Raw genomic sequence first — 19,042 nt, 5'->3', positions numbered from 1 at the left:
GGAGTTAAGAGTTATGAGTATTTAGGTTTGACTATTCACACCTAATTTATTACCTCAATTCTGACTCTTGACTCCTCCCTGTTTTATAATGCTCCAGCTGCGGTTTTATCGAGAACACCACCACCCAAATGAGCCGTGATATTCATTGCTTGTAATACCGGAAAACCATCGAGTCCATTAGGATAGTCAATTACGCTAACTGCGCCATTACCTTGGCGGAAATTCCAAAAGTTTTCTGCGGTTAAACCGAGAATATGACAAAGCAAGGTTTTATTAGTCGCATCGTGAGCCACTACTAATCCCGTTTTGAGTTGATTATCTAATGCGGTTTGCACAATAGATTGCCACGCAACAACGCTACGTTCCCACACCTGTTGTAGATTCTCACCTTCTGGCATTTGTACCTCAGCCGGCACAGTCCGCCAACGGTGTAATTCTCCCGGAAATTCTTGTTCAATTTCCTTCTCTAATTTCCCTTCCCAAAGGCCATGACTAATTTCTCGCAAACCATCTTGCAGGTCTAACTCAATGCTGGGATGCTGACTTAATATAATCTCGGCTGTTTCTTTCGGACGTTGCATAGAACTACTCACAGCAAAGTCAATGGCTACATCCTTGAGAAATTCTCCTGCTTTTTGAGCTTGATTTCTGCCATTGTCATTTAAAGGAACATCAATTTGTCCTTGAAATCTGGTTTGACGGTTCCACTCTGTCTCGCCATGACGCACCAATAACAACCGCACTCCTCGGTGATGTGGACGCAATGAAGGTAAAGCCTCCCCCATGTGCTGCGTCTGGTTCATCGATTCTAGTTGGACTGGTTCACCCAAACCGCCAGCGAAATTCAATACAGTCACACCACAGTTAGATTGCTGAATAGAATGATAACGACTGGGAGGAATACCCAATGCAGTGCTAATCAAGGCGCGATTAATCCCGTTATGCCCAACTATTAAAATCGTTTTACCTTGATGCTGTGGCAAAGTTGCTTGCCAAAATTGCTGTGCTTGTTCGTACAAAGCTAGAACTGGAAAATGCTCTCTTGTTCCCTCAGCATCTTGAATTTGCATCACCAATTGGTGAGGATTTTCATGCCAAATGCGATAGTCTTCAGCAAACTTCTGCTCAACATCAGCAGTTAACATCGTCTCCCACAAGGGCAAATCAATTTCCAATAACTTATCCGAAGTTTGGACAGCAGCAGACTCTTGAGTATTGGCTAACTCACTTTGAATAATCTCGGCTGTGAGTTTAGCTCGTTGCAGAGGACTGCAATAAATTGCCTGAAATGAAATATTGCTGAGGGCTTTGCCTACTTTACTGGCATCATTACGACCTTTTTCTGTTAATTTTGACGCATCTGTGCGCCCTTGAATACGCCGCTCGGCGTTGTAGCTACTTTGACCGTGACGTACAATGATGACACGAGTCATCGGCTTTGCCCTCCTCTATCTAAAGGATTAATTTTACTCTAAAGTGTTGGCAGAATAATCTTTTTAGATAGATTGGATACTGTCAAGTGTCCATATAAAATTCCTGTATTGAGTCATCCTTAAGATAGCTGATGGTTCTATCTCTAGGTGGTCGTATCCCAATATCAAGCCAAAATATGCTGGAAACTAAGGGAAGTTTCTCAGCAATGCAAAATATTCAATCATGGGAAAACCCACAATCAATCATGAAAAAGAAGTATCCCGACTTTCTTTTTAAGTTAGATGGACATTAATATGCAAACAGAAACAGACGCAAGAACCTTAGTACCATCGCTTCACGCAATTGGTAACACTATTCGTTTGACAGGCTGGATTACTTTTTGGGTACAACTAGGACTGGCTGTGGTTTCTGGGATAGCTGTGTTGTTTGCTTCAACTGGGCGTGGCTTTGCTGACCAACCAAATGCAGGTTTGGGAGTTGGGATATTTTGGGCAATCTGTGGGATTGTAGCTTTATTATTTAGCGTATACTGGGACTTTCGCTATACTCGCCTTGGTAAAAGATTAGAAAATCCGAATCATGCTTTACACCCTAGTAAGGCAGATACAATCGCCGCTATCAGATTAGGCATAATTGTTAGTTTAGTCGGAATACTATTAACTCTTTTAGGTGCTGGCTCTACTTTAGGCGTTTTAGTCGCCAAATCTATCTCCCAACCACCAGGGGTAGCAATTACAGACCCCAATAAAATTATTCGGGCGTTAGATGTGTTTGTCGCCGTAGCTAATATTAACGGGATTACTGCTCACTTTGTTGGTGCGATCGCTTCTTTGTGGTTGTTAGAAAGGGTACATAAGCATTAGAGCGGAGGAAAGGAATCAAGTCAAAAGTTAAAAGTTAAAAGTCAAAAATTCTCTAACTTTGTAGGGTGAAGGTATTCACAACCCTTACACCCTTCCCCACAACTTTTATTGCCGATTAATCCGAATCAATTCCGTTAAGATGCTATCTAAGCTGCCATTAACTTGAATTTTTTCAATCTTCTCAGCAATTCGCTCTAATACTTCTAATTCTTTCAACCGCAATGCAACCGGGTTATCTTCCATAACTCTGGCAGTATTTAACATACTACGAGTTGCAGCAGTTTCTTCTCGCCGACGCACTACGTTAGCTTGGGCGGCTTTTTCCGCTTCTACTACTTTGCTCAAGATGGTTTTAATTTCTCCAGGCAGGATAATATCTTTTACCCCTACTGAATCAACTTCAATTCCATAGTCGGCGGTTTTTTGACGGATGTATTCAAAAATACTTCTATCAATTGCGCCTTTATCTTCTAGTAACGCATCTAAGGTTCTTTCGCCAACTGCACCACGCAAAGCAAACTGAGCTTCTTTATATAAGTAACCAACAATATCTGACAAACCATTTTTGGCTCTCAGAGGGTCGATGATGCGGAAACCAGCAGTTAAATTCAAGCGCAATGGTACTTTGTCTTTAGACAAAATGTCTTGACCAGAAACTTCTAGAGTTTGCTGACGCAGGTCAAAGACTTCGGTTTGCAGAGAACGCCCGAATAGCCACCAGACGTGCTTTCCTGGTTGCAGTTGAGTTTGAAACTCTTGATTGATGTACAGTAACCCAAGGTGTTGTGGGGGTACTTCGCAGATATGCAAAAAGCTGCGGCTCAACGCCAGAGTTTCTGGTAAACCTGAAACTAACTCAGCAATTAAACGCGGTGGTAATGTCGCCTCGGTGTTGATGTCAATGATTTCTATTTCTACACCTTGCCAAAATAGTTTGCGGCTACATGGCTTGAGGATAGAAATTACTTTACCTTGATAACGTGCGATCGCTATTTGTTGATTCTGCAACTGCACTACCTCACAATAAGCCGCCACAAACTCAGGATGTCGCTCAATCAGCACATCCTCTAAAGGAAAATCAGGATTTGGCAAAATGCGGCTGAGAGTCCGCACCGTCACATCTCTATCAACAGCCCAGAAAGCATACTCCCCAGGTTCTAGCGGCTGTACAAAGTTATTCTGCACATACAGCAAACCAACCTCATACTCAGAAATCAGAAATTTCTTGATTCCGTTCAAAGCAATTCCGCGTAATTGTTGAACAAACTCCGCCGGTAACACTAAACTTTGATTCAAGTTAAACAGATGAGTTTCTACCTCAATAAAACCACGCCAAAAAGCCCGGAGTTGATTAGGCGGAATGCTCACCCAATTCTGCCCCCAGTGGACTAAAGCCGCTTGACCAAAACCAGTTCTCACAATTACAAGATGTTCCTGTAACTCAGAACTATGATTTCGCAGCAATAGTTCTAGGTTGTCAATCTTAGCTTCTGGTTGGTTGAGGTCATAGGTTTTAATTTGCCAATGCTTACCAAAATAAGTGTAAGTACCGGGCTGCAAAATTTTCTTAAAATCACTGCGGTGATATAAGATACCAATTTCGTTAGGTTTGATATAAAAAGTTTTCCACATAGTAATTTGCATAGATAACTGAGCGAGTTTTCGCCCCTGTAGCAGATTGAATAAAAACATTTAGTAGTTCAACTTGTGTGTTGATGTATAAAATTGCCTAGAACACACTTGGATTGAGCTAATAAGTTTTTAACATTTGTAGTATATATACTACATTGTAATTTTAAACTCCGCAAATGTAATAATGACTTAATGCAAAACTCAGCACTTTTCTAGGGAGATTGATCGGTGATTGTTAAACCTACACAAAATGGTTGGGAAGTAATTTATCATCGCGCTCATGCTTTACTTGCAGCACAGTTAGCAGGACAGTGGCGGCGGAAAAATGCACCACCAAGGTTATATGAAACATTAGCTGCAATTTCTCATCATGATGATTTAGAAAAAGAGTGGGAAGAAGATAACCTGACAGAAGCTGGCGCACCAATGGATTTTATGTTGAATCCAGAAATTGATGTGGAGAAGTTAGCTAATCTAGTAAAAAATGCTCACTATCGGGGACGTTGGGTAACTCTGTTAATTTCTAAGCACCTGTGTCGGATAAATCAGGCTAAACGAGGTAAGTCGCCAGAATTAGACAAGTTTTTAGACGAACAAGTAAAAAACCAAGAACATTGGCGTAAAGAGTTAGGGATTACGGAAGATGAGGTGGATGCAGCTTACGCATTTATGCAATGGTGCGATCGCTTATCTCTAATTCTCTGTCAGCAAGAATTACCTGCTGATGAACGGTTTTTAGAAATTAGCAAAGGGCCTGATGGTCAACGTTATGACATTATGCAGCGCAGCGATTCTTTAGTCACTGTCCAACCCTGGCCGTTTGAAGACGAAAAATTCACAGTCAATGTCGAAGCTTGTGAATTATCCCAAGTCAAGTTTGCCAGTCCCGCTAAACTGATTCAAGCCCTCCAAGAAGCGCCAATCAAAGTACTAGAGTGGACTTTTGTCGCTAGTTAAACCCATCAATCAATACAAATGAAAAAGCGTCCGGGAGTGTTGCCGTGTTTCCACCCCAGACGCTCTTTCTTTTCAACTTGCTCCTCACACACAACTATAAAATAGCATTTGTTTTTTGAATTAGTAAATCTGTTGTGTGACAGTTTTACGCATTGCACAAAGTATGCTAGAATATACGCCCCAAATAAAAAGCGCCTGATGGTGTTGCCGTGTTTCCACCCCAGGCGCTTTTTATTTTCAACTTGCTCCTCACACACAACTAGAAGTTATCACTTGTTTTTGGAAATGACAAGTATATTATGTAACACTTTATTAAGTCTTTAAATTACCGACCTTCGGTCAAGGGAACAGGAGACGGGGCAAACTTCTCCTGCCGGAGACGCTAGGCGAACGACAAGCTCAGTGACCACAGGGAACAGATAAATCAATCACAAAAGCTGTTTTTTACCTGTTCCCTCGACCACAAGCGGTTTTGAAGCCCCGAATTTTCAGCCGATTGTGTTGGGCAAAGACTGAAATCCCTTTTTCTATTGCCTGCTGCCTGTTCCCGGTTAGCCGTAATTTATGCAATTGATACACATACAACCTAAATATTTAGATAAGATATAACTCAGGATGGTTGTCTACCAACAATAAAAATTTTATGTCTTAGAGACAGGTGACTGCCAAGGATTAATCGCAGTATGTCAAAAATCCAGCTCTTCTATTTGCAGCGTTACTTTGTTTCTGTGTTCTCGGTGTTAATGGCGCTGCTACTAGGCTTAACGCTGGATAACCTTTTAAAATTGGAAGTCTCGCCAATTTTTTTTTTGTTGCTGTAGTCTTTAGTAGTTGGTATGGGGGATTAGTTTCTGGCTTATGGGCCACCGTTTTGGCGGTTGTCGTCAATAACTACTTTTTCATTTCGCCCATCTATTCTTTACTACCCAAAACCAGGGCTGATGTATTACAGCTAATTGTGTTTGGGTTCACAGCTCTATTTATTAGTTCTTTAAATTCAGAGTTATATATTGCCAAGCAGAAATCTGAGTCTAAGTTGGCAAAATTGAAGGTGAACTATCGCCGTCTGTTGGAGACTGCTTATGAAGGGATATGGATATTTGACCAAGATGGACAGACAGAATCTGTTAATTCCCGACTAGCTGCAATGCTTGGTTATAGTGTAGAGCAGATGAGCGATCGCTCAATTTTCGATTTTTTAGAGCATGATGCTCAAACTGAAATTCGGCAATGGCTAGAACAAAATCAGCTACAGCACCAGGAAACAAAACGACAATTTGAACTTTGTTTACACCGCCAAGACGCAGCAGAACTTTGGGTGATTGCTTCTCTTAGCTCAATTTTAGATGAGCAAGGAAAATTCTCTGGTATGGTTGCAATGCTAACTGATATTACCGAGCGCAAGTATTCCGAGGCGATTTTAGCGCAAGAACAAGCCAAGCGCGATCGCGAAGGACAATTGCTGCGTGCCATGCTCGATATTTTGCCTGTAGGAGTTGTAATTTCTGATGCTAAGGGCAAATTTATCGAAGTTAATCCAGCTATCAAAATGATTTGGGGAGAAAATGCCCCTTTTTTGGACGACCCCAGTCAATACCATGAATATAAAGGATGGTGGGCAGATACAGGTAAACCAATTGCCGCCCACGAATGGACACTAGCTAGAGTTTTAGCTACAGGTGAGACAGTCATTGGGGAAGAAATTGATATTGAAAGTTTTGATGGACAACGCAAAACCATTCTCAATTCTGTTATACCCATCCGCGATGAAACTGGAGCAATTATTCATGCTGTCGCCGTGAATGTAGACATTACCGAACGTAAGCATTCCGAAGCCAAATTGCGCCAAAGTGAAGCACTTGCCAAAGCCAGGGCTGAAGAACTGGAAACCATCATGGAAACTGTACCGGCCGCAGTTTGGATTGCTCAAGATCCCCAATGTCATCAAATGACGGTCAACCGTAGTGCTTATAAATTAATGCGCCTACAACCAGGCTCAATTATGACAGCAACTCCGGCGAGTGGAGAATATCCTTTTCCCTTTAAAATTCAAAAAAATGGTCAAGATGTCCCCCTCAATGAATTACCAATGCAGCAAGCTGGTTTAACTGGTGAGGAGATGGAGGGAGAATTTGAATTTGTTTTTAGTGAAGATGATGTGCAATTTATTTACGGTAAAGCAGCACCCTTGCGTGATTCTGCGGGTAAGATCAGGGGTGTCGTCGGAGCCTTTTTAGATGTAACTGAACGTAAGCGCAATGAAGAAGCATTAAGGCAAAAGCAAGAATGGTTAGATTTAGCCCAAGCTGTGGGTAAAATTGGCAGCTTTGAGTGGCATATCCCTAGTAATGTTAATATTTGGTCAAAAGAATTAGAAGCCATTTACGGTTTACAACCCGGTGAATTTGGTCAAACTTACGAAGACTGGAAAAAATGGGTTCATCCGGATGATTTAGATCAAGCACACGCATATATACTCAATGCCTTAAAAACAGGCGAGTTCTTCACAGACTTTCGCGTGATTTGGCAGGATGGCAGCATCCATTGGCTTCATGCCAGAGCGAAAGTTTACTATGATCGCGAAGGTAAACCTTTACGGATGGTGGGAGTTAATGTTGATATTAGCGATCGCAAACAAGCCGAAGAAGCTCTCCAGCAAAGTGAGTCACGGTTGCGGCAGCTATTACAATCAAGTATCATCGGCATTATTGAAGCCGAACCAGACAAAATTACCTTTGCCAATGATGCCTTTTTACAGATGCTTGGTTACACCCAAGAAGATGTATTAGCAGGTAAACTGCGCTGGCAAGACATGACACCACCAGAATATAAAGAACTTGATCAAGCCAAGGTAGAAGAAGTATTTGTTTCTGGTGTTTGTACTCCATTTGAGAAAGAATATATCCGCAAGGATGGCTCCCGTGTGCCGATTTTATTAGGTGCGACTCTATTAACGCGCAGTCCATTTAGATGGGTTTGTTTTGTGCTTGACCTCAGTAAACGTAAGCAAACCGAAGCAGCCTTGCAACAAAGCGAATTGATGTTTCGCACATTGGCTGACACAATGGCGCAAATGTTTTGGATTACCCGACCAGATGGCTACCATGAGTATTTTAATCAACGTTGGTATGACTACACAGGCACAACGTTAGAACAAACCCAAGGTGAAGGCTGGTTAAATATTTTACATCCTGATGATGTGCAATTTACTATCGACATCTGGCTAGATTGCTTGCAGACAGGGAAAAAGTATGAGATTGAATATCGTCTGCGTCGCGCTGCGGATGGCGAATATCGCTGGCATTTAGGATTAGCATTTCCATTAAGAAATCCAGATGGACAGATTATCAAATGGTTTGGTTCATGTACTGATATTCATGAACAAAAAATGATGGTAGAAGAACGGGCGCAGGCTTTAGAACGAGAACGTGCAGCCAGAATAGAACTCGAAACAGCCAACCGGATGAAAGATGACTTTTTAGCAATAGTTTCTCATGAATTGCGATCGCCACTAAATCCGATTCTTGGTTGGACAAAACTGCTCAAAAGCCGCCGATTAGATGCAGCCAAGACCATCCAAGCCCTAGATACTATCGAGCGCAATGCTAAATTACAAGCAAGATTAATTGAAGATTTACTTGATGTTTCACGGATTCTGCGCGGTAAGCTGAGTTTGAATATCTGCACAGTTGACTTAGTAAGCTGCTTAGAAGCTGCACTAGACACTGTGCGTTTAGCCGCCGAAAGCAAATCAATTCAGCTACAAACAGATTTTGCCGTGAGTGCGGTAAAAGTAGCAGGTGATCCCAACCGCCTACAACAAATCATTTGGAACCTACTCACCAATGCCGTGAAGTTTACACCAGAAGGCGGTAGAGTGGAAGTCCGACTAAAAACAGTTGGTAGTTCTGCCGAAATTCAAGTTACAGATACAGGCAAAGGTATTAGTGCAGAGTTTCTGCCATTCGTTTTTGACCGCTTCCGCCAAGCCGATGAGGTCACAACCAGAAAATTTGGTGGACTAGGATTAGGATTAGCAATTGTGCGTCATCTTGTGGAACTCCACGGTGGTACTGTGCAAGTCACAAGTCCCGGAGAAAACTTAGGCGCAACTTTTATCGTGCAGTTACCATTAATTGTGGCTGCGGCTGAAACATTGCCCAACTATCCTTTAATTGAAAATGTCCCAAATCTTCAAGGTGTGCAGATAGTCATCGTAGATGATGATCTTGATACGTTGAATTTACTAACTTTTATTTTGGAACAGTATGGTGCGACAGTCCAAGCGGTAAACTCAGCCCCAGATGCACTACAAGCGATCGCTCAAACAAAACCAGATTTACTGTTGAGTGATATTGGTATGCCCACAATGGATGGCTATATGCTGATTGAACAGGTAAGAAAGACTACTCCTGCCAGTATATTACCTGCGATCGCTTTAACTGCTTTTGCCGGTGAGGCTAACGCCCAAAAAATTATCTCCGCAGGCTTTCAGCGACATCTCACCAAACCCATCGAACCAGCAGAATTAGCAGTAGTCATAGCCAGTTTGATTTATAGCAGGTGACAGAGAGATGATTCAATCTTCGTTGAGCCAACGTAAAATACTAGTTTTGCTATCTACTAAACCTTTGTATATCAGTGACTCTGGTGACATCGATTCAATTGCAGCGCATAACTTACCCCGTAATAGCGGATCTTGTTTCAGCAAAGTGCAGTCTCTAAAATAAGTACGAATAGTAAACAAAGCGGCTTGATACTGTGGTATTCCCCAAATAACTTGTCGTTCAATTCGTAAATAAAGCTGGGGATGCTGGGGATCAAAGCTTCTACCTTGCCACTGATTAACCAATACACCAACTGGTGGTTCAGGATGATGATTCAGGCGCATATCAGTACTTAAACCCCAAGCAAAGCGCACCATTGGTTGACGGTTAATCATAGTATGAACGATCGCATCTGCACGGCGATTAATTTTTTCCATACCCGCCACAGGTGTATGTATGCTGGCAAAATCTTGACCAATTTTTTTCTTCGGCTGACCAATGGTTGGGGTAACATAAATGAACTGCACTCAGCCAATTACCACCATCTTTACCACAGCAAATAACTGTAAAATCTTCTTGTACTTGGGCGGCTAAAGCATCAAGACTAGAAGTGTAAGCTGGAACCTGTGAACTACCTTCAACTTTTTGTAACTGCCAGTCTGCATCTAAATAAAGTATTTCTTGGGTAAGTTGGCTATAAAATCTCCAGGTATTGGCGGTTAATTGTTCATAGCTAAAGTATTGAGGATGTTCTTGAGTGAGGCGTTCAATAATTAAACGAGCGATCGCACCTGCCACAGCCTTAGAATAATTGTGAGTCTGGTAATATTTGCTCAACCGTTCTGCACGAGCTAACAGTTTAGCCTGACGGTAATCAGCAAAATTCTCATCAATTTGAAATACTTGCTTATCAGCTTGACCATTACCAAAACACGAGCCAAGCAGCGTCATCCCTGGCTTGACTTCGTAGCGCCCATTCATCAGAGGGAAGTAGCAAGCCGGACTATTTACAGCCGCGACTTTCTGCATTTCCACAAGCCACTGATTTCAAAAAGTGCCATGTATTCTTGATGGTTACATAAAATCAGGATAAATACTAAAAAGCGTCTGGGAGTGTTGCCGTGTTTCCACCCCAGACGCTCTTTAATTTCAACTTGCTCCTCACACAACTAGAGAATAACACCACCGTTAAATAAGGGCAAGTGTTATGAGTGACACTTTGATAACTGCACTATCTGGATTGAGTTAGCACCCAAAATTTTTGGTTGTGATTGGGTGTAACATTACACCCTTGCACCCTTAAACCCTTACACCCAATCTCCACAAATAACCTTTGTGCATCAATCCTTATTAATGTAAAAAAGTGCCTTACTCCTGTCAAAACCATTACTAAACCCAGTTCATTAGCTGCTTTGATAGAATCTTGGTCGCGCAAACTACCTCCTGGTTGGACAATGGCAGTAATTCCGGCGGCGGCGGCGGCTCTGATAGTATCATCAAAGGGGAAAAATCCGTCACTAGCGAGAGTTGCGCCTTTCGCTTTGTCACCAGCTTGTTCGAGAGCAATTTTAGCAGAACCAACGCGGTTCATTTGACCTGCACCAACACCAAGAGTAGTGCGATCGCTTGTGAGTACAATGGCATTAGATTTAACATGCTTGCAGACTTTCCATGCAAACAGCAATTCGCCTAACTGGTCAGGGGTAGGTTGCACTTCTGTTACCACTTGCCATTTACTTGTATCAGCCACAATATCATCCGCAGCTTGTACTAAGAAACCGCCAGCAATTTGTTTAACTAAAGTTTTCGGGCCACTACTCAAATCTGCTAATGTCAAAACCCGTAAATTGGTTTTCTTCGAGAGTATTTTTTGTGCTTCTGCGTCACAGTCAGGCGCAACCACACATTCTAAAAATGTTTTAGTTAACTCGCTGGCTGTCGCTGCATCAATGGAACGGTTTAAAGCCACAATTCCCCCAAAGGCGGAAGTCGAATCGGCATTAAAAGCTTTTTGATAAGCTTCGACAATGGTATCGCCCAAAGCTGTACCGCAGGGATTAGTATGTTTAATGATGGTTGCGGCTGGTGTGTCGGTAAACTCAGCAATAATTCGCCGTGCTGCTTCTAAGTCAACTAAGTTATTGTAGCTGAGTTCCTTACCTTGGAGTTTTTTGGCGGCTGCCCATCCTGTGGGTGTAGCGCCAGTTTGATACCAAGCCGCACTTTGATGGGGGTTCTCGCCGTAACGCAGAGATTGTAATTCTGTACCACTGAGGGTATGTTTTGGTGTACCTGCAAGATAAGATGCGATCGCCTGATCATAACTCGCCGTATGTAAAAATCCTTTTAAGGCTGCTTTTTGGCGAAATTCTAAGGAAGCTTCACCATTATTTTGCCGTAACTCTTGCAGATATTCATCATACTGCGCCGGATCACATAATACCGTCAGATGAGCAAAATTCTTGGATGATGCCCGCAACATCGCCGGGCCACCAATATCAATTTGTTCCACAGCTTCAGCTAATGTCACCCCAGGTTTACCAATAGTCTCCTCAAACGGGTAAAGATTGACTACCACCAAATCAATTGGGCGAATTTGGTTATTTTCTAAATCTGTAATATCTTGAGGAACGTCCCGCCGTGCCAAAATTCCGCCATGAATGCGCGGATGTAGCGTTTTTACCCTTCCACCCAAAATTTCCGGCGAACCAGTGTAATCAGAAACCTTCGTTACTGGTATTCCCGCATCCTTGAGGGCTTTAGCTGTTCCCCCACTGCTGATGATATCAAATGCAAATTCTTCTACCAAGCTACGAGCTAGGTCAATTAAACCAGTTTTGTTAGATACACTCAGCAGTGCTAGACGCGCCATGTCTCAATTCCTCAGATGCGAAAGACCCCAATTTTTGCATAACCCTTGGTTCACTTCAAGATCATAAAAAAATAAGTCCATCTCTATTGACGAAGAAAGGCAGAGGGCAGAAGGGAAAAAAATGCTTGTTGGGTTCAAGCCCCGCCCTTTGTGGGTGGCTTTCTCCTCCTTCTACCTCTTGCCTCCTGTCTTCTGCCTTCGCTTGACTTTGAAAATTCTTGGTTTTGAGCCTACGTGGGTAGGCTTCGTTTATTTAGCCGCGATTGTAATCGTCTGCTGCAAGCTAGATAAATCCTATCGAAATGAAGAGGGCAGAATCAAGTTTCATCAGCCATTCTAGAAATAAACCTAAAAACAACCTCAGATGTAAAAAATTATGACTATCTCTTTGAATCACACTATAGTTCCTGCTCATGACAAACAAGCATCTGCCCAGTTCTTTGCTGATATTTTTGGTTTAAAAGTTGAACCTGCTGGTCATTTTGCTGCGGTGCGAGTGAATGACACATTAACACTCGATTTTGATGACAGAAACTCTTTTGAATCTCATCATTATGCTTTTCATGTTAGTGATGAGGAATTTGACACCATCTTTGCTAGAGTCAAACAAGCTGGTTTGGAGTATACTAGTGACCCTATGCACCAACACAAAGGCGAAATTAATCATCGCCAAGGTGGGCGCGGTTTTTATTTCTATGACCCAAATGGACATAACCTAGAACTATTGACTCGTGATTGAAGAAGGCAGGAGTTGAAAGGCAGGAGGCAGGAGGAAAAAGGGATGAGGGTTTTAAGCTAATTCATTTTCTTTACATAGTTTGGTTTATTTGTGCCTATCTACTGAGCTTTTTTTCCTAAAGCGATCGCCATCGAACCAGCGACTACCAACACTGCACCAATCGTACCAGTCAGGGTGATATTTTCTGCGGGAATCAATCCAGGTATTAATATTGCTACTAACTCAACAGCAATTAAGGTCACAATCGGCGCTAAAGTCAACACAGCACTGACGCGGGATGCTTCCCAATGTTCTAATGATTCGGCAAAGGCACCATAAGCAATTAAAGTATTAAAAGCACAAAAAAATTAACATCCCTAGCTGTAAATTATTTAATTTTAAAAGAGTGTCTGGTTTTGCCAAAGGTGTCAATAATAAAGCCGCACCGCCATAAATCATCATCATGATATGGGGCGAAGATAATGATTGTAATAACTGCTTTTGTGCTAAAGCGTAAATAGCCCAAACTGCTGCACCTAAAACTATCAAACCACTACCAAAAATATATGTGCTGTGTGCGGTAATTAAATTAGTGATTTGGTCGCGGAAAAATATTATATAACCACAAATTAATACACCAACCCCAAGCCATTGGTTGAGTGTGTAACGTTCGTGAAAAATCACTAACCCACCCAAGCCTAATAACAAAGTTGCTAATTGAATTAATACTTCTGCGTTGGCTGGAGATGTTAACGCCAAACCCTGCATGAAAAAGAAGTAATTAGCTCCTAACATAATTGTAGCGATCGCCAATAACTTCCAAGTCTGAGAACGCCATTGACGTAACTTTGGTAACTCGCCACGCGTTCCTAAATATACACTTAGTAACACAAATGACAGTAAAAACCGAAACCAAATCACCGTATAGACATCAAGTGCTTGCAGTGTTATCGCCAGCGCGATTGGTAAAATTCCCCACAATAAAACAGCCAGTAGAGATAATGCCAGCCCTAAACGCCAGCGGCCAGAGTTTTGATGTAATGACATGCAGTTAAGGTATGAAAAATTTTCTAACAGAAAATCCAAAAGATAGAAGTATAAAGTAGTATGTATATCTTATTGACGAAAGTACTGAATTAAAGCTAAATTTCAGGCAGTAATAATTTATTTTTAGGTTTAACAGTTATTATTTATCAGGAAATTTATATTTTTGAAAATTATTCGCCAAAATTGTGTAATTTTTACCAATATCTTGATTTTTCTGGTGACACAATCATACTTACTATTGATTCGCTAAGGAACTGTTAGGAACAATACTCTACAACTAGATAATAATCCAAAAAACTGAAGCCAAAAGTCTGTTTGTAAATTTCAGACAACTCCAGGTCTTTTTAGGTTGCTTTTACTGATGGCAGCCAAAAATTTCATTTGTCAAAATTAAAAATTAACTCGTAAATCTTATCAGGGCGGAACTAAATGAATAAAGTAACTTTTTATGTAATTTTGTTGCACGGATTCTTATTAGGGATAGCAACTGCCAATGCTGAGTCGCCACGTAGTTACAAAGACACAAAAGCTGTACGTGTTAACCAGATTGCAGAAGTTACGCCTAACAAAAATAGCACAAACCCTGCCTGGAAAAAACTACCATCACCGCAAGTTTGGGTGATTAATCAAGATAAAAAAGTCGAAAGTCAGCCTTTTACTTGGGTAGTTAACAACCTCAAACAAGCAGACAAACAGCCATTTTTAGAAGTTGCTAAACCCAGCAATCAACAAGAAAAAAAGCCGACTTCACAGGCAAAACCAGCAACTAAGGATGATTTACAAGCCTTTGATGAAGTAGTTAAAGATACAGAAAAAAAAGAGGGATTATTCACCATCTATCGCAGTACCAAAAAGAATAAAATTTATCTGGAAATTAAACCAGAACAATTAAATAATAATTTCTTAGCTACAGCCACCCTGGAATCGGGAATTGGCGAACGTGGTATTTACAGTGGTATACCTTTGCAAGATTTTTTGTTTTATTGGCAGAGGGTGGATGACAAATTACACTTTGTGGTGCGTAATGTTAATTTTCGCACGCGGGAAGGAGATCCCCAAGCGCGATCGCTTGCCCGGTCATTTAGCGATTCGATTCTCTACATGCTACCCATCAAAAGCATTCATCCCCAACGCAAAACTATCCTTGTTGACTTGAGTGATTTGCTACTTTCTGACTTAGCAGGATTATCAGCGAGTTTGGGTGTGACTGCCACCACAGACCAATCATACTTCGGTAATGCCAAAGCTTTTCCCTACAACATCGAAATTGAGTCAGTATTAAATTTTTCTAGTAGTGCAAGTAGCATTCGAGATAATCAACGGCTGAATTTCGCCTCTCTGGCTGATGACCGTGGCTTTACCTTGCGTGTCCATTACAGTCTCTCACAATTACCTAATAATAATTACCGCCCACGTTTAGCAGATGAACGAGTTGGTTATTTCATCACCGCTTACCAAGATTTAACCAAAGATAGTGGCGATCCTTTTGTGCGTTATATTAATCGCTGGAATTTAGAAAAAGCCGACCCCACAGCCGCGATTTCCCGCCCCAAAAAACCGATTGTTTTCTGGATTGATAATGCAGTTCCTTTAGAATACCGTGATGCCATTCAAGAAGGCATCTTAATGTGGAATCAAGCCTTCCTCAAAGCCGGATTTAAAGATGCCATTGAAGCCAAACAAATGCCAGATAACGCCACTTGGGACCCGGCAGATATTCGCTACAACACAATTCGCTGGATAAACACCGTCGATGGTTATTTTGCAATGGGGCCATCCCGTGTTAACCCCCTCACCGGAGAAATTTTAGATGCAGATATTTTAGTTGATGCGAGTTTTGTGCGGGCATTAAAAAGTGAATATCGCAAAATTGTCCAACCGAACCAAAACCAAAATCGCACATCTTTATCAGCTTGGATGCAAAATCGCTTTCTTTGTGGTGGCGAAAATTCCCAGCCTAAAGAAAATGGCTTACTCCGCAATTTATCAAAACTCGCTGGGGAATATGATTTGTGTTATGGCATGGAAGCCGCTAATCAATTTGCCTTTGGTTCTTTGGCAATGACACTGTTAAAAGATGGTACACCCAGCCAAGACCAACAAAAAGAATATATCAATCAATATTTACGGTTAATTATTGCCCACGAAGTTGGTCATACACTGGGTTTGCGCCATAACTTTCGCGGTAGTACCCTGCTACCACCCCAGGAGATGAACAATAAAGATGTCACCCACCGTAAAGGTTTGACAGCTTCGGTGATGGATTATATTCCCCCGAATATTGCACCCCAAGGCACAAAGCAGGGCGATTATTTTCCGAGTGCAGTGGGGGCTTATGATGAATGGGCAATTCAATATGGTTATATTTCCACTAAGGCCAGTACTCCTATTGCCGAAAAACCATTGTTGCAAGAAATTGCCAACCAATCCTCTAAACCAGAGTTGAGTTATTCCACAGACGAAGATGTTTATGACCTCGACCCCACCGCCGATGCTTGGGACAACAGTAATAACGTACTGGTTTATGCCCAATGGCAGTTAGATAATTCGCGGCTGATGTGGGAACGTCTCAACCGGGGTTATCCGACGGCTGGGGAAAGCTACAGCGATGTCAGTGAACGCTTTAGTACAGTGTTGGGTAATTATTTTCAGCAAATTTATTATGTTAGTAAATACATTGGGGGACAGTCTTTTTACCGCATCAAAGGTGCTGATGTGGACTCTAGTAAACTGAGTGGACAAAATCGTTTACCATTTCAACCAGTCCCCGTAGAAGAACAAAGGCAAGCTTTAAAAACCCTGCAAAAGTATGTGTTTGCCGAAGATGCCTTAAAATTTTCTCCAGACTTATTGAATAAATTAGCACCTTCACGTTGGCGGCATTGGGGCAGCTATCCCCGCGTAGGACGTTTAGATTATCCGATTCATGAGTTGGTTTTATTCTTGCAGAGTGCGGTTTTACGCGATTTACTTTCAAGCGATCGCCTCTACCGCCTCAAAGATTTGGAACTCAAAGCTCAATCAGGACAAGCACTGACATTACCTGAATTATTTGACACTTTGCAATCAGGGATTTGGACAGAAATCCTCAAACCCCAAAAATCTGCTTTGCAAATCTCCAGTATGCGACGAGGTTTGCAACGAGAATACCTCGATATCTTAATTGGGATGGTGTTGCGGAAAGATAATGTCCCAGAAGATGCGCGGACTTTAGCTTGGTACAAACTCAAGCAATTAGATGAAAAACTCGCGCAGGTAAGCTCTCAAGATGAATATAGCAAAGCCCATATTCTTGAAACACGCGATCGCATTGAAAAAGCCTTGAATGCACCATTGCAAGGAAATTAACTAGGGGCTGAGGTACAAAGGTTAGTTGTTGAGATTGGGTGTAAGGGGATAAGGGTGTAGGGTGTAAGTAAGCAAAACCCTTACACCCCTATACCTTGCACCCTTCATGAATGATCATTCTTTCACCTGACACGATATGATATGTCATTTCCTCCTGAAATAGTTCAGACTGGAAGATAAATTCCAGTACAGACAACAATCTATGACAATTGCGGTCTCACCCAAGTACAACTTCCTGCCTCGCTTTTACAAACTGGCCAGCATTAGTATGCTATCTAACATGATGGTTCCCTTAGCCGGTTTGGTAGATATTGCCTTTTTGGGACACTTGGCAGACATCCGTCACTTGGCAGGAGTGATTTTAGCAACAATTATTTTTGACTACCTTTATCGGGTGTTGAAATTCCTGCGTTCTAGTGTGAATGCGCTGACTGCACAAGCTGTTGGACTTGATGACCACAAAGCCGTACTCTTGGCGGGGATACGCAGTGGCTTGATTGCTTTGGGAATTGGCTTATTAATTTTGTTGTTACAATACCCCTTACAAAAAATTGGCTTTACAATTCTGAGCGGTTCCCCAGAAATTGAAATTGCTGGGGCTGATTATTTTCAAGCCAGAATTTGGGGATCGCCAGCCGTATTGCTGAATTTTGTCTTAATTGGCTGGTTTATGGGGCAAGAAAAGAATAGCGTCGTCCTCGCTATGTCGGTGATTGGTAATGGCTCGAATGTGGTGCTGGACTATTTGATGATTTCGCTTTGGGGTTGGGAAAGTATGGGGGCTGGACTAGCCACAGCCATCAGTCAATATCTGGCATTATTAACAGGCATTATCTATGCCAGCTTTACTATTCCCTGGCAAACATTACCCGCAGCTTTCCAAGAAGTTTTTGATTGGGTGGCTCTCAAAGATACGGTGGCGCTGAAAAGTAATATTCTCATCCGCTTTGTTGTGCTGATTTCCACCTATGCCATCTTCACTAACTTGAGTGCAGCAATGGGAACGGAAATCTTAGCCGAGAACGGTTTGCTCTTACAAATTGCTTTATTAAGTCAGTTCACAGTCCAAGGTGTGGGAATGACAACTCAAACCCTGACTGGTAACTTTTACAGCAAAGGTGCAAAAGAACAAATGAGTGCATTACTGACTGTCTCTGTATTGACCAGTTTAGTGATTGCTTTGGGTTTTGCTGTTGTTTCAGTGCTGTTTCCAGATACAGTTTTTGGGCTATTAACTAATCACGCCGAAGTCAACAAACATATCAGTACTTATACAATTTGGTTGCTACCATTGTTGGGATTAACCGCCATTGCCTTTATGTTAGAAGGTTATTTTATTGGTTTAAAAGAAGGCGCTACCTTACGCAATGCAGTCTTAATTGCTTTTAGTTGTGGCTTTGTACCTGTAGCGATCGCCGCTTGGTATATTCACAATAACTCCTTACTGTGGATGTCGCTGGTAGCTTATATGGCAATTAATCTGACAGTTTTGGCTGTCCAAATACCCCGGACACTTGGTAGCTCAACTCTCGACAATCAACAACCCCTACCATCTAGTTAGTTGAAGTAGAGAACTGCACTCACACATACCACTAATATTAAAAACAATTCTTACTTTTGCCTT

Annotated in this window: 8 protein-coding genes and 3 pseudogenes; 6 read left to right on the top strand and 5 right to left on the bottom strand. The window is 41.9% G+C overall.

Going from position 1 to position 19,042, the window contains the following annotated elements:
* Positions 1-83 precede the first annotated feature (83 nt).
* Positions 84-1,433 carry a histidine phosphatase family protein gene (locus ACX27_RS20275; RefSeq protein ID WP_062295176.1) on the bottom strand — a complete coding sequence of 450 codons (1,350 nt, stop codon included), beginning with the start codon at positions 1,431-1,433 and terminating at the stop codon, positions 84-86.
* A gap of 294 nt (positions 1,434-1,727) precedes the next feature.
* Here ACX27_RS20275 and ACX27_RS20270 point away from each other — a divergent pair, with 294 nt between their 5' ends.
* The gene (locus tag ACX27_RS20270; RefSeq protein WP_083468921.1) at positions 1,728-2,297 is read left to right on the top strand and encodes a DUF3611 family protein; all 570 of its coding nucleotides are present in this window, start codon (positions 1,728-1,730) and stop codon (positions 2,295-2,297) included.
* Between the two features lie 105 nt (positions 2,298-2,402).
* Here ACX27_RS20270 and ACX27_RS20265 read toward each other — a convergent pair whose 3' ends face one another.
* Complete coding sequence (locus ACX27_RS20265) at positions 2,403-3,929, bottom strand: slipin family protein (RefSeq protein ID WP_083468920.1); 1,527 nt, start codon at positions 3,927-3,929, stop codon at positions 2,403-2,405.
* A 228-nt stretch (positions 3,930-4,157) separates the two neighbouring features.
* Here ACX27_RS20265 and ACX27_RS20260 point away from each other — a divergent pair, with 228 nt between their 5' ends.
* Together ACX27_RS20260 and ACX27_RS20255 are read left to right on the top strand one after the other, a co-directional pair.
* Entirely contained in the window at positions 4,158-4,886 is a 729-nt protein-coding gene (locus tag ACX27_RS20260; RefSeq protein WP_062295174.1) for a DUF3891 family protein, read from the top strand.
* Positions 4,887-5,670: 784 nt separating this feature from the next.
* Positions 5,671-9,453, top strand: a complete 3,783-nt coding sequence (locus ACX27_RS20255; RefSeq protein WP_235526684.1) for a PAS domain S-box protein — start codon at positions 5,671-5,673, stop codon at positions 9,451-9,453.
* A 12-nt stretch (positions 9,454-9,465) separates the two neighbouring features.
* Here the strand turns inward: ACX27_RS20255 and ACX27_RS20250 are convergent.
* A pseudogene (locus ACX27_RS20250) lies at positions 9,466-10,462 on the bottom strand (heme-dependent oxidative N-demethylase family protein).
* A gap of 331 nt (positions 10,463-10,793) precedes the next feature.
* Positions 10,794-12,305, bottom strand: a pseudogene (gene purH, locus ACX27_RS20245) (bifunctional phosphoribosylaminoimidazolecarboxamide formyltransferase/IMP cyclohydrolase); the annotation flags it as partial.
* A 376-nt stretch (positions 12,306-12,681) separates the two neighbouring features.
* Here purH and ACX27_RS20240 point away from each other — a divergent pair.
* Entirely contained in the window at positions 12,682-13,044 is a 363-nt protein-coding gene (locus ACX27_RS20240) for a VOC family protein (protein WP_062295173.1), read from the top strand.
* 98 nt (positions 13,045-13,142) lie between these two features.
* Here ACX27_RS20240 and ACX27_RS20235 read toward each other — a convergent pair.
* Positions 13,143-14,070, bottom strand: a pseudogene (locus tag ACX27_RS20235) (DMT family transporter).
* Positions 14,071-14,499: 429 nt separating this feature from the next.
* On the opposite strand from ACX27_RS20235, the gene ACX27_RS20230 reads away from it, so the two are divergent.
* Entirely contained in the window at positions 14,500-17,418 is a 2,919-nt protein-coding gene (locus ACX27_RS20230; protein ID WP_062295172.1) for a zinc-dependent metalloprotease, read from the top strand.
* 202 nt (positions 17,419-17,620) lie between these two features.
* On the top strand, positions 17,621-18,979 hold the full coding sequence (gene gntT, locus ACX27_RS20225; protein WP_062295171.1) for a guanitoxin biosynthesis MATE family efflux transporter GntT: 1,359 nt from the start codon (positions 17,621-17,623) through the stop codon (positions 18,977-18,979).
* Positions 18,980-19,042 lie beyond the last annotated feature (63 nt).

Source organism: Nostoc piscinale CENA21, assembly GCF_001298445.1.
GTDB lineage: Bacteria > Cyanobacteriota > Cyanobacteriia > Cyanobacteriales > Nostocaceae > Nostoc_B > Nostoc_B piscinale_A.
Note: the sequence above shows the minus strand (reverse complement) of the source record. Positions and strands in the feature narration are given on the sequence as shown.